The 14,962-nt window shown below is 65.8% G+C and carries 15 protein-coding genes; 10 read left to right on the plus strand and 5 right to left on the minus strand.

Annotation, left to right across the window (positions count from 1 at the left end; all coding sequences use genetic code 11):
* Positions 1–68 precede the first annotated feature (68 nt).
* On the minus strand, positions 69–1,283 hold the full coding sequence (locus AC07O0_RS28985; protein WP_494628133.1) for an NADP-dependent isocitrate dehydrogenase: 1,215 nt from the start codon (positions 1,281–1,283) through the stop codon (positions 69–71).
* A gap of 216 nt (positions 1,284–1,499) precedes the next feature.
* On the opposite strand from AC07O0_RS28985, the gene AC07O0_RS28990 reads away from it, so the two are divergent.
* Entirely contained in the window at positions 1,500–2,219 is a 720-nt protein-coding gene (locus AC07O0_RS28990) for an SDR family NAD(P)-dependent oxidoreductase (protein WP_494628135.1), read from the plus strand.
* 87 nt (positions 2,220–2,306) lie between these two features.
* Complete coding sequence (locus AC07O0_RS28995) at positions 2,307–2,852, plus strand: 2,4'-dihydroxyacetophenone dioxygenase family protein (RefSeq protein ID WP_436148046.1); 546 nt, start codon at positions 2,307–2,309, stop codon at positions 2,850–2,852.
* A gap of 22 nt (positions 2,853–2,874) precedes the next feature.
* On the opposite strand, the gene AC07O0_RS29000 is transcribed toward AC07O0_RS28995, so the two are convergent.
* Positions 2,875–3,786: an alpha/beta hydrolase gene (locus tag AC07O0_RS29000; RefSeq protein WP_494628138.1), complete on the minus strand. Its 912-nt coding sequence runs from the start codon at positions 3,784–3,786 to the stop codon at positions 2,875–2,877.
* Positions 3,787–3,876: 90 nt separating this feature from the next.
* Positions 3,877–4,284 (minus strand): flagellar assembly protein FliX, encoded by a 408-nt coding sequence (locus AC07O0_RS29005; protein ID WP_494628140.1) that lies wholly within the window; start codon positions 4,282–4,284, stop codon positions 3,877–3,879.
* A gap of 256 nt (positions 4,285–4,540) precedes the next feature.
* Between AC07O0_RS29005 and AC07O0_RS29010 the strand changes: the two genes are divergently transcribed.
* The 8 genes from AC07O0_RS29010 (at position 4,541) to flaF (ending at position 11,447) form a co-directional block, all read left to right on the plus strand.
* Positions 4,541–5,794, plus strand: coding sequence for a flagellar basal body P-ring protein FlgI (locus AC07O0_RS29010; protein ID WP_494628142.1), 1,254 nt, complete (start codon positions 4,541–4,543; stop codon positions 5,792–5,794).
* Positions 5,794–6,144: a rod-binding protein gene (locus AC07O0_RS29015; protein ID WP_494628144.1), complete on the plus strand. Its 351-nt coding sequence runs from the start codon at positions 5,794–5,796 to the stop codon at positions 6,142–6,144. Before AC07O0_RS29010 ends, AC07O0_RS29015 begins: the two co-directional genes overlap by 1 nt.
* Positions 6,137–6,625 (plus strand): hypothetical protein, encoded by a 489-nt coding sequence (locus tag AC07O0_RS29020; RefSeq protein WP_494628146.1) that lies wholly within the window; start codon positions 6,137–6,139, stop codon positions 6,623–6,625. Before AC07O0_RS29015 ends, AC07O0_RS29020 begins: the two co-directional genes overlap by 8 nt.
* 242 nt (positions 6,626–6,867) lie before the next feature.
* Positions 6,868–7,338 carry a hypothetical protein gene (locus tag AC07O0_RS29025; protein WP_494628147.1) on the plus strand — a complete coding sequence of 157 codons (471 nt, stop codon included), beginning with the start codon at positions 6,868–6,870 and terminating at the stop codon, positions 7,336–7,338.
* A 263-nt stretch (positions 7,339–7,601) separates the two neighbouring features.
* Positions 7,602–9,041 carry a flagellin N-terminal helical domain-containing protein gene (locus AC07O0_RS29030; RefSeq protein WP_494628149.1) on the plus strand — a complete coding sequence of 480 codons (1,440 nt, stop codon included), beginning with the start codon at positions 7,602–7,604 and terminating at the stop codon, positions 9,039–9,041.
* Between the two features lie 189 nt (positions 9,042–9,230).
* Positions 9,231–10,664 carry a flagellin N-terminal helical domain-containing protein gene (locus AC07O0_RS29035; RefSeq protein WP_494628151.1) on the plus strand — a complete coding sequence of 478 codons (1,434 nt, stop codon included), beginning with the start codon at positions 9,231–9,233 and terminating at the stop codon, positions 10,662–10,664.
* Positions 10,665–10,699: 35 nt separating this feature from the next.
* Entirely contained in the window at positions 10,700–11,092 is a 393-nt protein-coding gene (gene flbT, locus AC07O0_RS29040; protein WP_152012853.1) for a flagellar biosynthesis repressor FlbT, read from the plus strand.
* The gene (gene flaF / locus AC07O0_RS29045; protein WP_494628153.1) at positions 11,076–11,447 is read left to right on the plus strand and encodes a flagellar biosynthesis regulator FlaF; all 372 of its coding nucleotides are present in this window, start codon (positions 11,076–11,078) and stop codon (positions 11,445–11,447) included. Before flbT ends, flaF begins: the two co-directional genes overlap by 17 nt.
* 86 nt (positions 11,448–11,533) lie before the next feature.
* Here the strand turns inward: flaF and AC07O0_RS29050 are convergent, their stop codons facing one another.
* Positions 11,534–13,048 carry a flagellar biosynthesis protein FlgL gene (locus AC07O0_RS29050; RefSeq protein ID WP_494628155.1) on the minus strand — a complete coding sequence of 505 codons (1,515 nt, stop codon included), beginning with the start codon at positions 13,046–13,048 and terminating at the stop codon, positions 11,534–11,536.
* A gap of 11 nt (positions 13,049–13,059) precedes the next feature.
* Positions 13,060–14,925, minus strand: a complete 1,866-nt coding sequence (gene flgK / locus AC07O0_RS29055) for a flagellar hook-associated protein FlgK (protein WP_494628157.1) — start codon at positions 14,923–14,925, stop codon at positions 13,060–13,062.
* Positions 14,926–14,962 lie beyond the last annotated feature (37 nt).

Here is a 14,962-nt window from a genome sequence, read left to right on the forward strand (position 1 = left end):
TGCAACGCAAGAAAAAAGCCCGGCCAATCTGGCCGGGCTTCTGTTTTCCGAACGAGGCTTCGGGCCGCTTACGCGGCCATCGCCTTGCGAAGGTTGTCGCTGACCTTGTCGAGGAAGCCGGTGGTCGAGAGGAACTTCTGGTCGGGGCCGACCAGCAGCGCCAGGTCCTTGGTCATGTCGCCGGCCTCGACGGTGTCGACCGTGACCTTCTCCAGCAGCTGCGCGAACTTGGCGAGTTCGGCATTGTTGTCGAGCTTGGCGCGATGCGACAGGCCGCGGGTCCAGGCGAAGATCGAGGCGATCGAGTTGGTCGAGGTCTCCTTACCCTTCTGGTGTTCGCGGTAATGGCGGGTCACCGTGCCGTGAGCGGCCTCGGCCTCGACGGTCTTGCCGTCCGGCGTCATCAGCACCGAGGTCATCAGGCCGAGCGAGCCGAAGCCCTGCGCCACCGTGTCCGACTGCACGTCGCCGTCGTAGTTCTTGCAGGCCCAGACATAGCCGCCCGACCACTTCATAGCCGAAGCGACCATGTCGTCGATCAGGCGGTGCTCATAGGTGATGCCGAGCTTGTCGAACTCCGCCTTGAACTCGGCGTCGAAGATCTCCTGGAAGATGTCCTTGAAGCGCCCGTCATAGGTCTTGAGAATGGTGTTCTTGGTCGAGAGATAGACCGGATACTTGCGCATCAGGCCGTAGTTCAGCGAAGCGCGGGCGAAATCGCGGATCGAGTCGTCGAGATTGTACATCGCCATGGCGACGCCGGCCTCGGGGGCCTTGAAGACCTCCTTCTCGATGACGTTGCCGTCCTCGCCGACGAACTTGATCGAGAGCGTGCCCTTGCCGGGGAACTTGAAGTCGGTGGCGCGGTACTGGTCGCCATAGGCATGGCGGCCGATGACGATCGGCTGGGTCCAGCCGGGAACCAGGCGCGGCACGTTCTTGCAGATGATCGGCTCGCGGAAGATCACGCCGCCGAGGATGTTGCGGATCGTGCCGTTCGGGCTCTTCCACATCGACTTGAGGTTGAACTCCTTCACGCGCGCCTCATCCGGCGTGATGGTGGCGCACTTGACCGCGACGCCGTGCTTCTTGGTGGCGTTGGCGGCGTCGATCGTGACCTGATCGTCGGTCGCGTCGCGGTTCTGGACCGAGAGGTCGAAATAGTCGAGCTCGAGGTCGAGATAGGGGAAGATCAGCTTGTCCTTGATGTGCTGCCAGATGATGCGGGTCATCTCGTCGCCGTCCATGTCGACGATCGGGTTGGCGACCTTGATCTTGCTCATGTGATGCGACCCCTGCTCTGGCCAGTCTGGAACGTTTCCGGGCTGCAACGACTTCGCCGCAGCCGCCCGCGCGCTTCCTAGCGGGTTACGCAGCCAGGGGGAAGCCGGCCTTTTGGGCAACGGGCTGGTGGCTGCCGCAGCGGTGAGCGTGTCAATGCAGGGCGCCCCGCCGGCCAACGCAGTTGGCAACGCTGCGAACCGATTTAGATTGGAGCCATGACAAGCTCCTTCTCCCCCCTCGCCCTCGTCACCGGTGGCACCCGCGGCATCGGCGCCGGTGCCGCGCTCGCGTTGGCTCAGGCCGGTTACCAGGTCCTCGCCACCGGCCTCACCGACGACGAGGTCGCCGCCAAGCCGGCCCATGCCGCGATCCGTCATGCCAGGCTCGACGTCACCAGCGATGCCGGGGTCGCGGCAATCATCGCTGCTTGCGAGCGCATCGACGCCCTCGTCAACTGCGCCGGCATGATCCAGCGCGGTGGCAAGGAATTCGAGATCGAGGCCTTCCGGCTCACGATCGAGGTCAATCTCACCGGCTCGATGCGCATGTGCCTCGCCGCCAAGGAGAAGCTCGCCCAAGCCAAGGGCGCGATCGTCAACACCGCCTCGATGCTGACGTTCCACGGCTCGGCCTATGCGCCGGGGTACTCCGCCTCGAAGGGCGGCGTCGGGCAATTGACCAAGTCGCTCGCCGCCGCCTGGGCGCCGGACGGCATCCGCGTCAACGCGGTCGCACCGGGCTGGATCGCGACCGAATTGACCAGGCCCCTCGTCGAGGATACGGCCCGCTCCGCCCCAATCCTGTCGCGCACGCCGATGAACCGCTGGGGCGAGCCGGGCGATGTCGGCGGCGCGGTCCTGTTCCTGCTCTCGGATGCGGCCCGCTTCATCACCGGCGCGATCCTGCCGGTCGACGGCGGCTACCTCGCTGTCTGAAAGACCTCGAAACATCAGCGATATGGCGGCGTTTCCTGAATCGGCCACCAAGCCAGCTGAATCAAAAGCTCAAGCGGAGGAAATGCGATGAACAAGGTCAGCCCTGTCCCCGTCCAGGTCAGCACCGAAGAGCGCTGGACCCCTTATCGGCATCCGCAGCCGAAGGACTCCCCGCCCGAGCTGATCGTGCCCAACGTCATCCCGGAGGATGAGCGCGTCTGGGTGCCGGTCGACGACAATGTCTGGTTCCGGCCTTTGTGCCTCTCGGTGACGCGCGGCTACTGGATGAACCTCCTGCGCGTGCGCCGCGCCGGCGTGCTCTCGCGCCATCGCCACCCCCAGCCGGTGCACGGCTATGTGCTGAAGGGCAAATGGCGCTATCTCGAACATGACTGGGTCGCGACGGAAGGATCCTATGTCTACGAGGCGCCCGGCGAGACCCATACGCTGGTGGTCGATCCCGATGTCGAGGAGATGATCACGATGTTCCAGGTCAACGGCGCGATGATCTATGTCGACCCCGACGGCAAATGCCTCGGCTATGACGACGTCTTCACCCGGCTCGACAAATGCCGGGCGCACTACGCGACGAACGGGCTCGGCGCAGAGTACGCCGATCAGTTCATCCGCTGATTAGCGTAGACACGAGGCTGCACTAGCGGTCGATGACTGCGTTGATCAGCTGCGGATCGCGCATGAACGGCGCGCCTTTTCCGGCAAAGGCGCCCGCTGCGGCCTTGTCGCCGGCGAGCTGCCAACGCAGCCAGGCGGTGACATAGGGCAGGAAGGCGCCGATGCCGGTCCGGCAGCCGATGGCGAAGGGCTGGCAACCCGGCTGCCCCTGGATATCGTTGTGATCGGCGCCGGCCACCGCAGCCTTGGCGCGCAGGCGCCCGGCCGGTACCTCGCTGAAATAGCCGTCGATCATCTCGGGCGACGACAGCGGATCGCGCTCGCCGGAGAGGAACAGGACCGACTGCTTCTCCCGCAGCCCCGTGGGGATCGCCGCACAATGCTCCCGGTTGCACAGGCGGCGTCCGGGCAGGTCGATCAGGACAGCGGTGCCGATCCCGGAGGAGCGGGCCGCCGCCGCGTTGAAAGCGCCCGAGGCGCCCTGTGAATGCCCGATCGCAGCGACGCGCCTGCGATCCGCCTGCGCAGCCAGCTCGCTCCGTTCCAGCAGTGCGACGGCATCGAGCAACGTTTCGCCGGTGCCGACGCTGGAATCCCGCGTCGCGACGACGATCATCCCCCAGGACGCCAGATGCCGCAGCAGAAAGGTGTACTTGTCCGGCTTCGCCCAGGTCCCGTTGCCCCAGGTCACGACCGGGAAGATCTCGCCGGCACGTTTCGCGCGCGGCAGGTAGACCTCGACGGAATTGCCCTTGCTGTCGCAGCACAGCGGCTTTTCGAGCGTGGTAGCCTCATAGGGGCCGGCGTTTTCGAAGCGCTCGGCCCCTCTGCCCTGCGCCTGAGCAGGGCTGAGCACCAAGGCAGCCAGAAGCAGTCCCGGCCACGCCATCAATACGAGGCGGGCCGCGCGCGGGCCGATCCAGACGATATCCATAGGCTGCAACTCCGACGTGCTGGAACGCCCCGGCAAACGCGGAGATGCATGACTGCGTTTCGGCTTTTTTGAAGGCGGAGCGGGCCGACTTCAGCGCCCGAGCTTCGCCAGCTCGACTGCGGCTCGCAATTCGATATGGGCCAGCACTTCGTCGAGGCGCGGATCGTCGGTCGCCTCGCGCCGTGCCGACAGCATCGCCTTCAGCCGCTCGAGCTCGGCCGGTGCGACACGTCCGGTGAGCAGGGCGGCCTTGAGCCTGTCGAGTCCATCGAGCAGGTCATGGCCGCGCCGGGCCTGGCGCCGCTTGCGCTCCTGCCCGTCCTCCTCGACCTGGACCGCGAGCAAACCATCGAGCGAGCCGGCATGGCTGACGGCCGCGCCCTGCGCCGCCCCCGCGCTCTCGCGCGCCGGCAGGCGGAAGGAGGAGCCGGTCGTCGAGCCGCTACGACTGGTCGAGGTCGTCGAGGCGATCGGGCTGCGCTGGTCGATGCGGATCATCACGCTCTCGCAAGGTCGGCCTGAAAAGGCGCTGCATAGACGCTGCCCGACTTAGCTTCCTTGTGCCGGCAACGTGGTTAACGAGCGGTAAATCGCTCGGCAGGATTTGCCGGGGGCGGCAGCTTTATGCCGACCGGCCAGCCCTCCCCGATCAGGCCAGAGATCTCTAAAATCCTGATTAAAAAGCGTTTTCGCTTTCTCCCGAACTGGCACGGTCTTCGCAACAGGCTGGCGAGATCAGATTCACCGGTGTGCCATGCCCCGCCTCTTTCGTCTCCGCCATCTGCTGACGCCGCTCGCAGCCTTGCTGCTGGCCGGCGCCGCCATGGCGGCCGACCTCGCCCCGGCGCCCGGTCCGGGTCGGGTTGGCGGCAACAACGGTGCCAACAACGGCCCGGCGCGCAGCGGCGCGGCCGAGGCCGGCGTCTCCCGCACCGCCTTCGCCGGCAGCGGCGGCATGGGAACCGCGCTCTCACGCATCAAGGACCTCGCCTCGGTCGAGGGCGTGCGCAGCAACCAGATCCTCGGCTACGGCATCGTCGTCGGCCTCAATGGCACCGGCGACACGCTCAACAACGCACCCTTCACCAAGCAGTCCCTGCAGGCGATGCTGGAGCGCCTCGGCGTCAACACCCGCGGCGCCAGCATGCGTACGGCCAACGTCGCCGCGGTGATGATCACCGCCAACCTGCCGCCCTTCGCCGTCCAGGGCACGCGGCTCGACGTCACCGTCTCGGCGCTGGGCGATGCCAAGTCGCTGCAGGGCGGCACCTTGCTCGCCACCCCGCTGCTCGGCGCCGATGGCGAGGTCTATGCGGTCTCTCAAGGCCCGGTCGCGATCGCCGGCTTCTCGGCCGAGGCCGAGGCCGCCAAGATCACTCGCGGCGTGCCGACCGTCGGGCGCATCGCCAATGGCGGCCTGGTCGAACGCGAGATCGATTTCGCCCTCAACAAGCTGAAGACGCTGCGCCTGTCGCTGCGCAACCCCGATCTCACCACCGCCCGCCGCATCGCCGCCGCGATCAACGACTTCATCGGCGGCGACTCGGCCGAGCCGACCGATCCGTCGACCGTGGTGCTGCAGATCCCGCCGCGTTTCCAGGGCAACATGATCCGCCTGCTCACCGATATCGAGCAGCTCCGGGTCGAGCCCGATCAGGGCGCCCGCGTCGTCATCGACGAACGCTCCGGCATCATCGTGATGGGCAAGGACGTGCGCGTCTCCACCGTCGCCGTCGCCCAGGGCAACCTGACGGTGACGATCTCCGAGGAGCCGCAGGTCAGCCAGCCGAACGAATTCGGCCAGGGCCGGACGGTCGTCGTCCCGCGCAGCAACGTCAAGGTCGACACCGAGGGCACCAACAAGCTCGCTCTGGTCAAGGAGAGCGTGACGCTGCGTGAGCTGGTCGACGGACTCAACGCACTCGGCCTTGGCCCACGCGACCTGCTCTCCATCCTGCAAGCCATCAAGGCAGCCGGCGCGCTGCAAGCCGACATCGAGGTGATGTAATGAGTGCCATCCTCGCCGCCCCCGCCGCCAAGCTCGCCATCGGCGCCGCCGTCAATCTGGCCGGCGGCGTCGCCGACGCGCTCAGCTCCTCGCAGAACAAGGCGAAGAAGACCGCCGACGATTTCGAGGCCGTTTTCCTCGAGAACTTCACCCAGAGCGTGATGAGCTCGAACGGGACCGAAGGGCCGCTCGGCGAGAACGGTGTCGGCGGCGACGTCTGGCGCTCGATGCTGACGCAGGAATACGCCAAGCAGATTCAGAAGTCCGGTGGCGTGGGCCTCTCCGATCAGATCATGCGCGACCTGATCCAGGTCCAGGCGAAGGCCTCTGCGGGGGTCGGCAATGTTTGAGCCGATGCGCGTCGTCGACGAGCGTCCGCGCGTCTCGAGCGCGGCGGAGGCCGAAACCCTGATCGAGACCGTGATGGAGACGCTCGGCGCCCTCTCCCATGTCGTCGGCGAGGAGACCGGGCTGGTCAAGGCCGGGCGCCTCAAGGACGCGATGGAGCGCGAGGCGCGCAAGGCCGAGCTCGCCGGCACCTATATGAAGGGCGTCGAGCAGATCAAGCTGAACGCCGTGGCGCTCGCCCGCTTTGCTCCGGAGAAGGTCAAGCGCCTGAAGAGCGCTCATCTCGCCTTCCAGGATCTGATCGATCTCAACCAGACCGTGCTGGCGACGGCGCGTGCGATCTCGGAATCGATCATGCGCGACCTGGCTGCCGACGCGAACCGTCAGAACAAGGCGCCGGGCTACGGCCCGACCGCAACGGTCGGCGCCGGAGTCTTCGCTCGACCGAATGCCGGGCCACTGGTGATTTCGAAGAGCCTGTAGGAATCACACAGCCAAGAACGGCATCGCGGCAGCTACGGCATAGCCAACTCAAGGCTTGTCGAGAACAGACAACACCATGGTTAATCTGCGCGGCGACGCGGCAGATCGCGCATTAACGCTTTGCGGATACGGAAAATCCGCCGAATGCACTGCAATTTACCAATTTCCGTAACGGCGGATTCAACTCTCTGCCCCATCGTCTCATGCTTGGAAGAAGTCCGCCTTTGCGAGAGGAGTCCAGAATGGATTTCGGCGCGACACCCAAGACGTTCGCGACCGGTGCCGTCCAGGCGACGATTCGCACCGATATTTCCGTCCAGAACGGCGCCACGCCGGTCGAGCTCCCTCCGGAGAAGACCGTGCGCTCGATCGCGGCTGGCGAGCCGGTTCAGCTCGACATCCGCGCCCGTGCTGAGGAGCGCCGTTCCGATGCGCAGCGCCAGCAGAGCGCACAGGACGACACTGCCCAACAGCGTCGCTTCGACGAGCAGCGCCGCCAGCAGGAATTGCGCGACGTGATCGAGCGGCGCCTCGACATCGACCCGAAGACGCGCAGCGTCATCCTGCGCAAGACCAACCGCGACACCGGCGAGGTGGTCGAGCAACTCCCCGACGAGACGCTGTTGAAACTGCGCATCTGGTCGCGCGAGATCCTCGAACGCAGCCGCGAGGCGGACGCGCCCCGCAGCCATGAGGTCGAGCGCCTCGCCTGAGAGAGCGCCAGCTTCCCCCACCTTCGACGCCGCCGGCATCCGCCGGCGGCGTTTTTCGTTCGTAGGCCGATCCTCAAAACGCAGTGGCCTCGGCCAGATGCGAGCATTTTACACTCGTTAACCACGCCGCGGCTTTGCCCAATTCGCGAGCAATTCGCGAGGCCGAATTTACGCCTTGTTACGAGATCGGGCCCGATGGTCCTCGGGTCGCGGCCAGAACGGTCACGATGCCAGAAGGCACCATACCAGAAGGGTATTTTATCATGGCCGTTTCTCTCTCTGCCGGCGTCCGGAACAACCTCTCGACGCTGCAGTCGACCGCCGCTCAATCCGCTCAGATCCAGAACCGTCTTGCCACCGGCAAGAAGGTCAACAGCGCGATCGATAGCCCGGTCAACTTCTTCACCGCCGCTTCGCTGAATGATCGTTCGAGCCAGCTCACCGGCCTGCTCGACGGCATCTCGAACGGCATCCAGACCATTCAGGCTGCCTCCAAGGGCATCGACGGCATCACCAAGCTCGTCGGTTCGCTGCAGTCGACGATCAAGCAGGCCCAGGCCGACGCGGCCCAGAACAGGCCGGCCATCGCCAGCACGGGCACCAAGCTTGCCTCGGCCGGTGAAGCCGTCGCCACCAGCAAGAGCCTGAAGGATATCGCGCTCGACAAGAAGATCGGCGAAGACGGCGTCAACGATGTCGGTCCTCCTGCTGTCTACACCCCCAACGCCGCCACCGCGGCCACGGCCGGCTCGTCTGGTGACCTCGGCTACGACACCCGCGGCCAAGCGACTGCCAACACCGCCAACAAGATGGTCATCCAGATCGGCAAGGGTGATCCCACCGTTCCTGCCAACATGTCGGAGATCACGCTCGACGTCACCACGAACACCACCGTTCGCGATGTCGTCAACGCGATCAACAGCTCCGGCTTCGCCAGCGCCTTCGTCGATGAAAAGGGCCAGCTCAACGTCAAGGGCAACGGCTCGGAGACGCTGAGCGTCGGCATCGGCATCGCCGGCGACGGCGGGGTCGCGCCTCCTGCGGGCCAAACGGCTGCCGATGTCGCCCTCGCCGCCGCTAGGACCGCTGCCGGCACCGGCGCACAGAACACCCTGTTCGGTCTTGTAGCGGCTGATCGCACCACCGGCACGGTTTCGTCCGGCATCACCTCTTCGGTGCGTTCGAACCTGATCGACCAGTACAACGATCTGCGTGGCAAGATCGACGATCTCGCCAAGGATTCCGGCTTCAACGGCCTCAACCTGCTCGGCGGTGACCGTCTGTCGGTCGTCTTCAACGAGAAGACCGGCAAGAACCAGACCAAGGTCGAGGTTCAGGGCACCAACCTGACCTCGGACAACCTCGGCATCACCAAGGCTGGCAACACCCAGCTCACCGGCTCGATCAACTTCCAGAACGATGCCGATCTGGAAGACGCCACCAAGTCGCTCACCGGCGCCCTGACCTCGTTGAAGTCGCTCTCCTCGAGCCTCGGCGCCAACCTCTCGGTCGTCCAGACCCGCCAGGACTTCACCAAGGACATGGCGAACGTCCTGACCACCGGCGCCGACAGCCTCGTCAACGCCGACCTCAACCAGGAAGCCGCCTCCCTGCTCGCGCTGCAGACCCGTCAGCAGCTCTCGCAGCAGGCGCTCTCCCTCGCCAACCAGGCCGACCAGGGCGTCCTGCGTCTCCTCGGCTGATCTTCGGTCCGCAGGAGCGGATCACCCCGCAGAACGCGGGACGAAGCAAAAGAGCGGCGGAGCCGAAAGGCTCCGCCGCTTTTCGTTTGCGCCCGGCGGCGCGATTAACCGTTTATTAGCCTTAACAAAGGATTGTCGGCCCAGAGCAAGCTGGTTGAGCGCCGAATCGCGCTGTCAGAGGGACCTGAAATGGCCAACACGATCCTGTCGAACGGCGTCCGCAACAACCTGCTGACCCTCCAGCAGACCACAGCCCAGCAGGGCGTGATCCAGAACCGTCTCGCCACCGGCCGCAAGGTCAACTCCGCGATCGACAATCCGGTGAACTTCTTCACCGCCGCTTCTCTGACCGATCGTTCGAGCCAGCTCACCAATCTGCTCGACGGCATCTCGAACGGCATCCAGACCATCCAGGCTGCCTCCAAGGGCATCGACGGCATCACCAAGCTGGTCGGCTCGCTGCAGTCGACGGTGAAACAGGCCCAGGCCGACGCCGCGCAGAACCGCCCGACCATCACCAGCACAGGGACCAAGCTCTCCTCGGCCGGTGAAGCCGTCGTCACCAGCAAGAGCCTGAAGGACATCGCGCTCGACAAGCGGATCGGCGAAGACGGCATCGTCAATGCCGGTCCTCCGGTTACCTACACCGCCAACACCGCTACCGCGGCAACGGCCGGCTCGGCTGGTGACCTCGGCTTCGACACCCGCGGCGGAGCGACTGCCAACACCTCCAACAAGATGGTCATCCAGATCGGCAAGGGTGATCCGACCGTTCCTGCCAACATGTCGGAGGTCACGCTCGACGTCACCACGAACACCACCGTTCGCGACGTCGTCAACGCGATCAACAGCTCCGGCTTCGCCAGCGCCTTCGTCGATGAAAAGGGCCAGCTCAATGTCAAGGGCAATGGCTCGGATACGCTGAGCGTCGGCATCGGCATCGCCGGCGGCGTCGCGGCCCCTCCTCAAACCGATGCCGAGGTTGCCCTCGCCGCTGCCAGGACGGCTGCCAGCACCGGCGCGCAGAACACCCTGTTCGGTCTTGCAGGAGCCGATCGCACCACCGGCGCGGTTTCGTCCGGCATCACCTCGGCGGTGCGTTCGAACCTGATCGACCAGTTCAACGACCTGCGCAACAAGATCGACGATCTCGCCAAGGATTCGAGCTTCAACGGCATCAACCTGCTGGCGGGCGATCGGCTCTCGATCGTCTTCAACGAGAAGACTGGCCGCAACCAGACCAAGCTCGATATCCAGGGCTCGACCATCAGCGCCGACAATCTCGGCATTTCGCAGGCGGTCAACACGCAGCTCGCCGGCTTCATCAACTTCCAGAACGACGCCGACCTGGAGAAGGCGACCGCCTCCCTGACCAGCGCGCTGACTTCGCTGAAGTCGCTGGCCTCGACCTTCGGTTCGAATCTCTCGGTCGCTCAGACCCGGCAGGATTTCACCAAGGAGCTCGCCAACGTGCTGACCACCGGCGCCGGCAACCTCGTCCTGGCCGATCCGAACGAGGAAGGCGCCAGCCTGCTCGCGCTCAACACGCGCCAGCAGCTCTCGCAGACCGCGCTCTCGCTCGCCAACCAGGCCGACCAGGGCGTGCTGCGCCTGTTCGGCTGACGCCCCCTCCCCTATAGCCAGAAGGCGGGACCGACATGGCCCTCAAGGTCGAGCTCAAGCCGAACGAGCGCATCATCATCGGCTCGGTCGTCATCCGCAACGACGAGCAGCGCACCCGCTTCTTCATCGAGGGTGAGGCGCCGATCCTGCGCGAGAAGGACATCCTCACAGCGGCCAGCGCCGACACGCCGGCCAAGAAGATCTATCTCGCGATCCAGCTGATGTACCTCGCCGGCGACCCGACGGCGGAGCACGAAGTCTACTTCCAGCTCGTGCGCGATTTCATGCAGGCCGCGCCGAGCGCTTTGCCGCATATGTCCGAAATCAATAACTGCATCTTAAGTGGTGAGCTCTACAAAGCTCTCAAGGCTGCCAAGAAGCTGATCTCTTACGAGGCGGAACTGCTCGAGCATGCAAAGCGGGTTTAATGCCTACGCCGCGGCGTCGAAGACGGCACAGAACGTCCAGTCACCGCGCGAACTCGAAGCCGGCCTCCTGCTCAAGGCGGGCGCCCGTCTCCAGATGATCGTCGATGACTGGGCCGTCCGTTCCGGCGATCTCGACGCAGCCCTGGCCTATAACCGCAAGCTCTGGACTCTGCTGGTCTCGGCGGTGATCGCCGAGGACAATCCGCTGCCGGTCGAGATCAAGCGCAACATCCTCGGCCTGGCCAACTTCATATTCAACCGGACGTTCCAGATCGCCGCGGCGCCGGAGCCGGCCGCGATCGGCATCCTCGTCAACATCAATCGCGACATCGCCGCCGGCCTGCGCGGCCGCTGAGCGCGACGCAGACGACATCTCGGACAAAAGAAACGGCCCGGATCGCTCCGGGCCGTTTTCGTTTGAGGCCGCCGGGAGCGGCAACGTCAGAGATAGTTCGTCAGGCGCAGCTGCGACAGCATCGAGGTCGTCTGGTAGCTCGCCTGCAAGGTGGTCTGCAGCGCCAGGATCTGCATCGCCACCTCCTCCTTGGTGATGTCCTCCACACCGGCGAGCGTCGTGCTCAGATAGTCCTTGGTCGCGGTGTGCCGCTCCTTGGCCTGGGCCATCGCGGTCTGGGCCGAGCCGAGCTCGACAATGATCTCCGACGGGTTCTGCGTACCGGGCGGGAAACCGATATTGCTGCGCACCCGCTCGGTCATCGCCTCGTAGCGCAGTTTCGAGTTCGCATCGCTCGCCGGAAAGGTCTCGGCCGCCATGATCGCGAACTGCGCCAGGCCGGTGCGGAACGCCTCCTCGTTGGCGCGGGCGCCGGCTGCCACCTGCTGGCCCTGGTCAACCTGGACGCTGGCCGTCGCCCGGGCCGAGCCGGCGGCATCGTCGCCCTGATACCAGATGACGGTATTGGCGGCGGTCCCGGGCGCGGGCGCGGCGGTCGCGGTGTCGAAAGGCGGCCCAGGCACCCGGAGCGGCGGGTTGCTCGGGCTGCCGGCAAAGAAGTCCTTGGCGGCCACCTGAGCCGAAGCACCCGACAATGACGTCTTCGCCTCGCGCGACAGCGCCGCGCCGATCGCCGTGCGCAGGTTCGCGGCGGTCGCGTTGGCGTCGACCCCGATGACGAAGCCTTCGGCGGGATCGCCGGTCGTGCCCGCCGCACGCGCCGTCAGGGTGATCTCCTCCGTCGTGCCGTCGGGCAGCTTCAGTGCGATCTTCAGCGTGTCTCCCGGCTGCGGCTGCGCAGCGACGTTGACGGCGATATCGGCGGGCGGCCCGGCATTGTAGGCCGTGGTCATCGCTGCCGTGCTGCTCGAGGCGCTGGTCAGCTTGAAGCCATAAGGCAAACCGGCGGCCTCTTCGGCGATGGTCGCATTCGTACCGGCGCCACCGGTGACGAGCCGGCCCATGCCGCCGGCGCCGAGATCCGCCTGCTTGCGCTCGGAGATCAACTGCTTCAGGCCGGCGTGAGTGGCATCGCCATCCATGATCAGCGAGTAATCCACCACCGGCTCGACATCGGAGGTGCGGCCGGAGAACAGGTAGCGGCCGTTCACCTGCGAATTCAGCAGGTCGAGCGTCTGCTTGAACTTCTCCTCGGCCAGAACCTGCGGCGAGGTGCGGCCGGTCGAGGTCTCGACATAGCTGTCCGGCCGGGCATCGGCCCGTGTCTCGCCGGCGAGCTTGGTGAAGTTCTCGACCGCCTTGGTCATCAGCTTGAGGTTGACGTCGGCGCGCTGGATGCCGGTCAGATAGCCGTCGAGCGTCGAGAGCTTGTTGTTGAGGTCGAGGCTGACGCCGCGATCCATGCCGAGGCCGGCATAGGTCTCGGATTTCTTCTGCGTCGCCAGCTGGCGCTGCAGGTCGTCGAGCTGCCCGCGCATCGAGACGAACTGGTGCGGATTGGCGAGGCGATAGGCGCCGGTACCGGTGGGGGTGATGGTCATGACCTATCTCCTCACAGTCTCATCAGCACGTCGAGCAACTCCTTGACCGTGGAGATGACGCGTGCGTTGGCGGCGTAGGCGCTCTGCAGTTCGATCAGCGTCGACATTTCCTCGTCGACATTGACCTTGGTGTCCTCGAGGAAGCGGCTCTGCACCGAGGAAAAGGCGACCTGCTGCCCCTCGTCGAGGCGCTTGGCCTGCTCGCTGGCCTGGCCCTGGCCGGCGACGACGCGCTGCACCAGGCTCGAGACCGTGCCGCTCGACGTCGCCGCCGAACCGTCGAAGCCGGTCGCGTTGGTGAAGCTGCGCTGGCTCGAGGTCAGCCGGTCATAGAGGAATTTCGGCCGGGTCGTGTCGCCCTGCGGCGTCGCCGGGCTGGTGTTGTAGACCACCAGCCGGGAACGATCGGCGATCAGGTCCGGATTGACCGCGATGCGGGAGGCGAAGCCGACCGACTGCGCCCCGCCCTCATAGGAGCCGGTATAGGCGGCGTTGTTGCGGCCATCGACGAAGAAGGGCAGTTCGCCGGTGCCGCCGGTCAGTGAGGTCTGGGTCGGGCGCGCCGTCAGGCCGACGACGTCGCGCGTCCCGGCCGCTCCGTCATCGACGATCCGCAACACCGAGCCAGTGTTGGAGACGGTGAAGCCCGTGCCGACGGCCGCCTGGATCTGGGCCGCGACCGAGGCGGGGCCGCCGGAGAAGTCGATGCCGATGACGCGGTTGTTGGCATCGCCCTGGGCCGAGGCCGGCAAGGGCAGAGAGGCCGCCGAGTCGACGCGCACGAAGGTGAAGCGCTGCGTCTGCCCGCCAGGGGTGACCTTGTAATCGAGCGTCACCGAATTGCCGGACTGCAGCCCGGCGAGATCGACATCGAACCCGGTGGCGGCGCCGGCGGTCACCGCCGTCCCGGCGATCTCGCGATCGGAGAGCGCGCTGGAGAGCTGGGCGGCGATCTCGTCGAGCTGGGCTTGCGCCTGCACCAAAGTCTTGTCGCGCAATTCGACCAGCGCGCCGATCTCGCCGGAGCGGAAGGTGTTGTTGGCGATGGCGTCGAAGCTGTTGCCGGAGAGGTCCCGGGCCACGATCGTGCCGACGCCGCGCTGGGCGGGATCGCTGCTCCATTGCGACTGCGGACCGATATTGGCGCGCGCGTCGAACTCGAACTTGATCGTCGGGCGCCCGTCGAAGAGCTGCGTGCCCGATGCGGTGGTGATGCTGACCGAGCCGTTCGGACGCTCGTCGGTGCGGATTTCGACGTATTGCGACAGCTCCGAGATGATCCGGTCGCGTTGGTCGCGCAGATCCGCCGTACCGGAACTCTGCTGGGCGTTGACGATACGCGCATTGACGTCGGTGAGCTGCTCGAGCAGCTCGTTGGTGCGCGTCACAGCCGCGCCGATGCCCGCTTCGGTCTGGGCGCGCTGCTGCTGGACGCCATCCGATAGACCGCGCAGCCGGTTGGCGAGCTGGCTCGCCGCATCGATCACGGCGGTGCGGTTGGTGTAGGAGGACGGATCGTTCTGCAGCGCCTGCAGCGAACTCGTGAACTTGCTGTACATCGAGTCGAGCGCCGTCGCGCTGCCCGGGGCGCCGTAGAGCTTGTCGAGATTGGCGAAGACCTGGGCGCGCGTCGAAGTATAGGCCGCGCCCGAGCTCTCCTGCAGAAGCTGGTGCTGCACGATCCGGTCGAGCAGCCGCTGGACGTTGGGATTACTGACGCCGACCGTGCTGCCGCTGACCGAGTCGACGTTCGAGATCGTCCGCCGGACATAGCCCGGCGTGCCGGCATTGGCGACGTTCTGCGAGATGACGCCAATGCCGGCCTGCGCGCTGCGCAGGCCGGAAATCGAAGTACCGAGCGCGGTGTTGAGACCCATCGTCAACTCCTGTCGTCTTTGGCTCGTTCCGTTCGGC

This window comes from Allobosea sp. GW821-FHT10B12 (assembly GCF_059415545.1).

Bases quoted from the DNA above. Each gene is read 5' to 3' on its own strand.
- flaF (WP_494628153.1), top strand. From the start codon at position 11,076: ATGCAAAGCGGGTTTAATGCCTACGCCGCGGCGTCGAAGACGGCACAG.
- AC07O0_RS28990 (WP_494628135.1), top strand. From the start codon at position 1,500: ATGACAAGCTCCTTCTCCCCCCTCGCCCTCGTCACCGGTGGCACCCGC.
- AC07O0_RS29015 (WP_494628144.1), top strand. From the start codon at position 5,794: ATGAGTGCCATCCTCGCCGCCCCCGCCGCCAAGCTCGCCATCGGCGCC.
- AC07O0_RS29050 (WP_494628155.1), bottom strand. From the start codon at position 13,048: ATGACCATCACCCCCACCGGTACCGGCGCCTATCGCCTCGCCAATCCG.
- AC07O0_RS29000 (WP_494628138.1), bottom strand. From the start codon at position 3,786: ATGGATATCGTCTGGATCGGCCCGCGCGCGGCCCGCCTCGTATTGATG.
- flbT (WP_152012853.1), top strand. From the start codon at position 10,700: ATGGCCCTCAAGGTCGAGCTCAAGCCGAACGAGCGCATCATCATCGGC.
- AC07O0_RS29010 (WP_494628142.1), top strand. From the start codon at position 4,541: ATGCCCCGCCTCTTTCGTCTCCGCCATCTGCTGACGCCGCTCGCAGCC.
- AC07O0_RS29020 (WP_494628146.1), top strand. From the start codon at position 6,137: ATGTTTGAGCCGATGCGCGTCGTCGACGAGCGTCCGCGCGTCTCGAGC.
- AC07O0_RS29030 (WP_494628149.1), top strand. From the start codon at position 7,602: ATGGCCGTTTCTCTCTCTGCCGGCGTCCGGAACAACCTCTCGACGCTG.
- AC07O0_RS28995 (WP_436148046.1), top strand. From the start codon at position 2,307: ATGAACAAGGTCAGCCCTGTCCCCGTCCAGGTCAGCACCGAAGAGCGC.
- flgK (WP_494628157.1), bottom strand. From the start codon at position 14,925: ATGGGTCTCAACACCGCGCTCGGTACTTCGATTTCCGGCCTGCGCAGC.
- AC07O0_RS29035 (WP_494628151.1), top strand. From the start codon at position 9,231: ATGGCCAACACGATCCTGTCGAACGGCGTCCGCAACAACCTGCTGACC.
- AC07O0_RS29025 (WP_494628147.1), top strand. From the start codon at position 6,868: ATGGATTTCGGCGCGACACCCAAGACGTTCGCGACCGGTGCCGTCCAG.
- AC07O0_RS28985 (WP_494628133.1), bottom strand. From the start codon at position 1,283: ATGAGCAAGATCAAGGTCGCCAACCCGATCGTCGACATGGACGGCGAC.
- AC07O0_RS29005 (WP_494628140.1), bottom strand. From the start codon at position 4,284: ATGATCCGCATCGACCAGCGCAGCCCGATCGCCTCGACGACCTCGACC.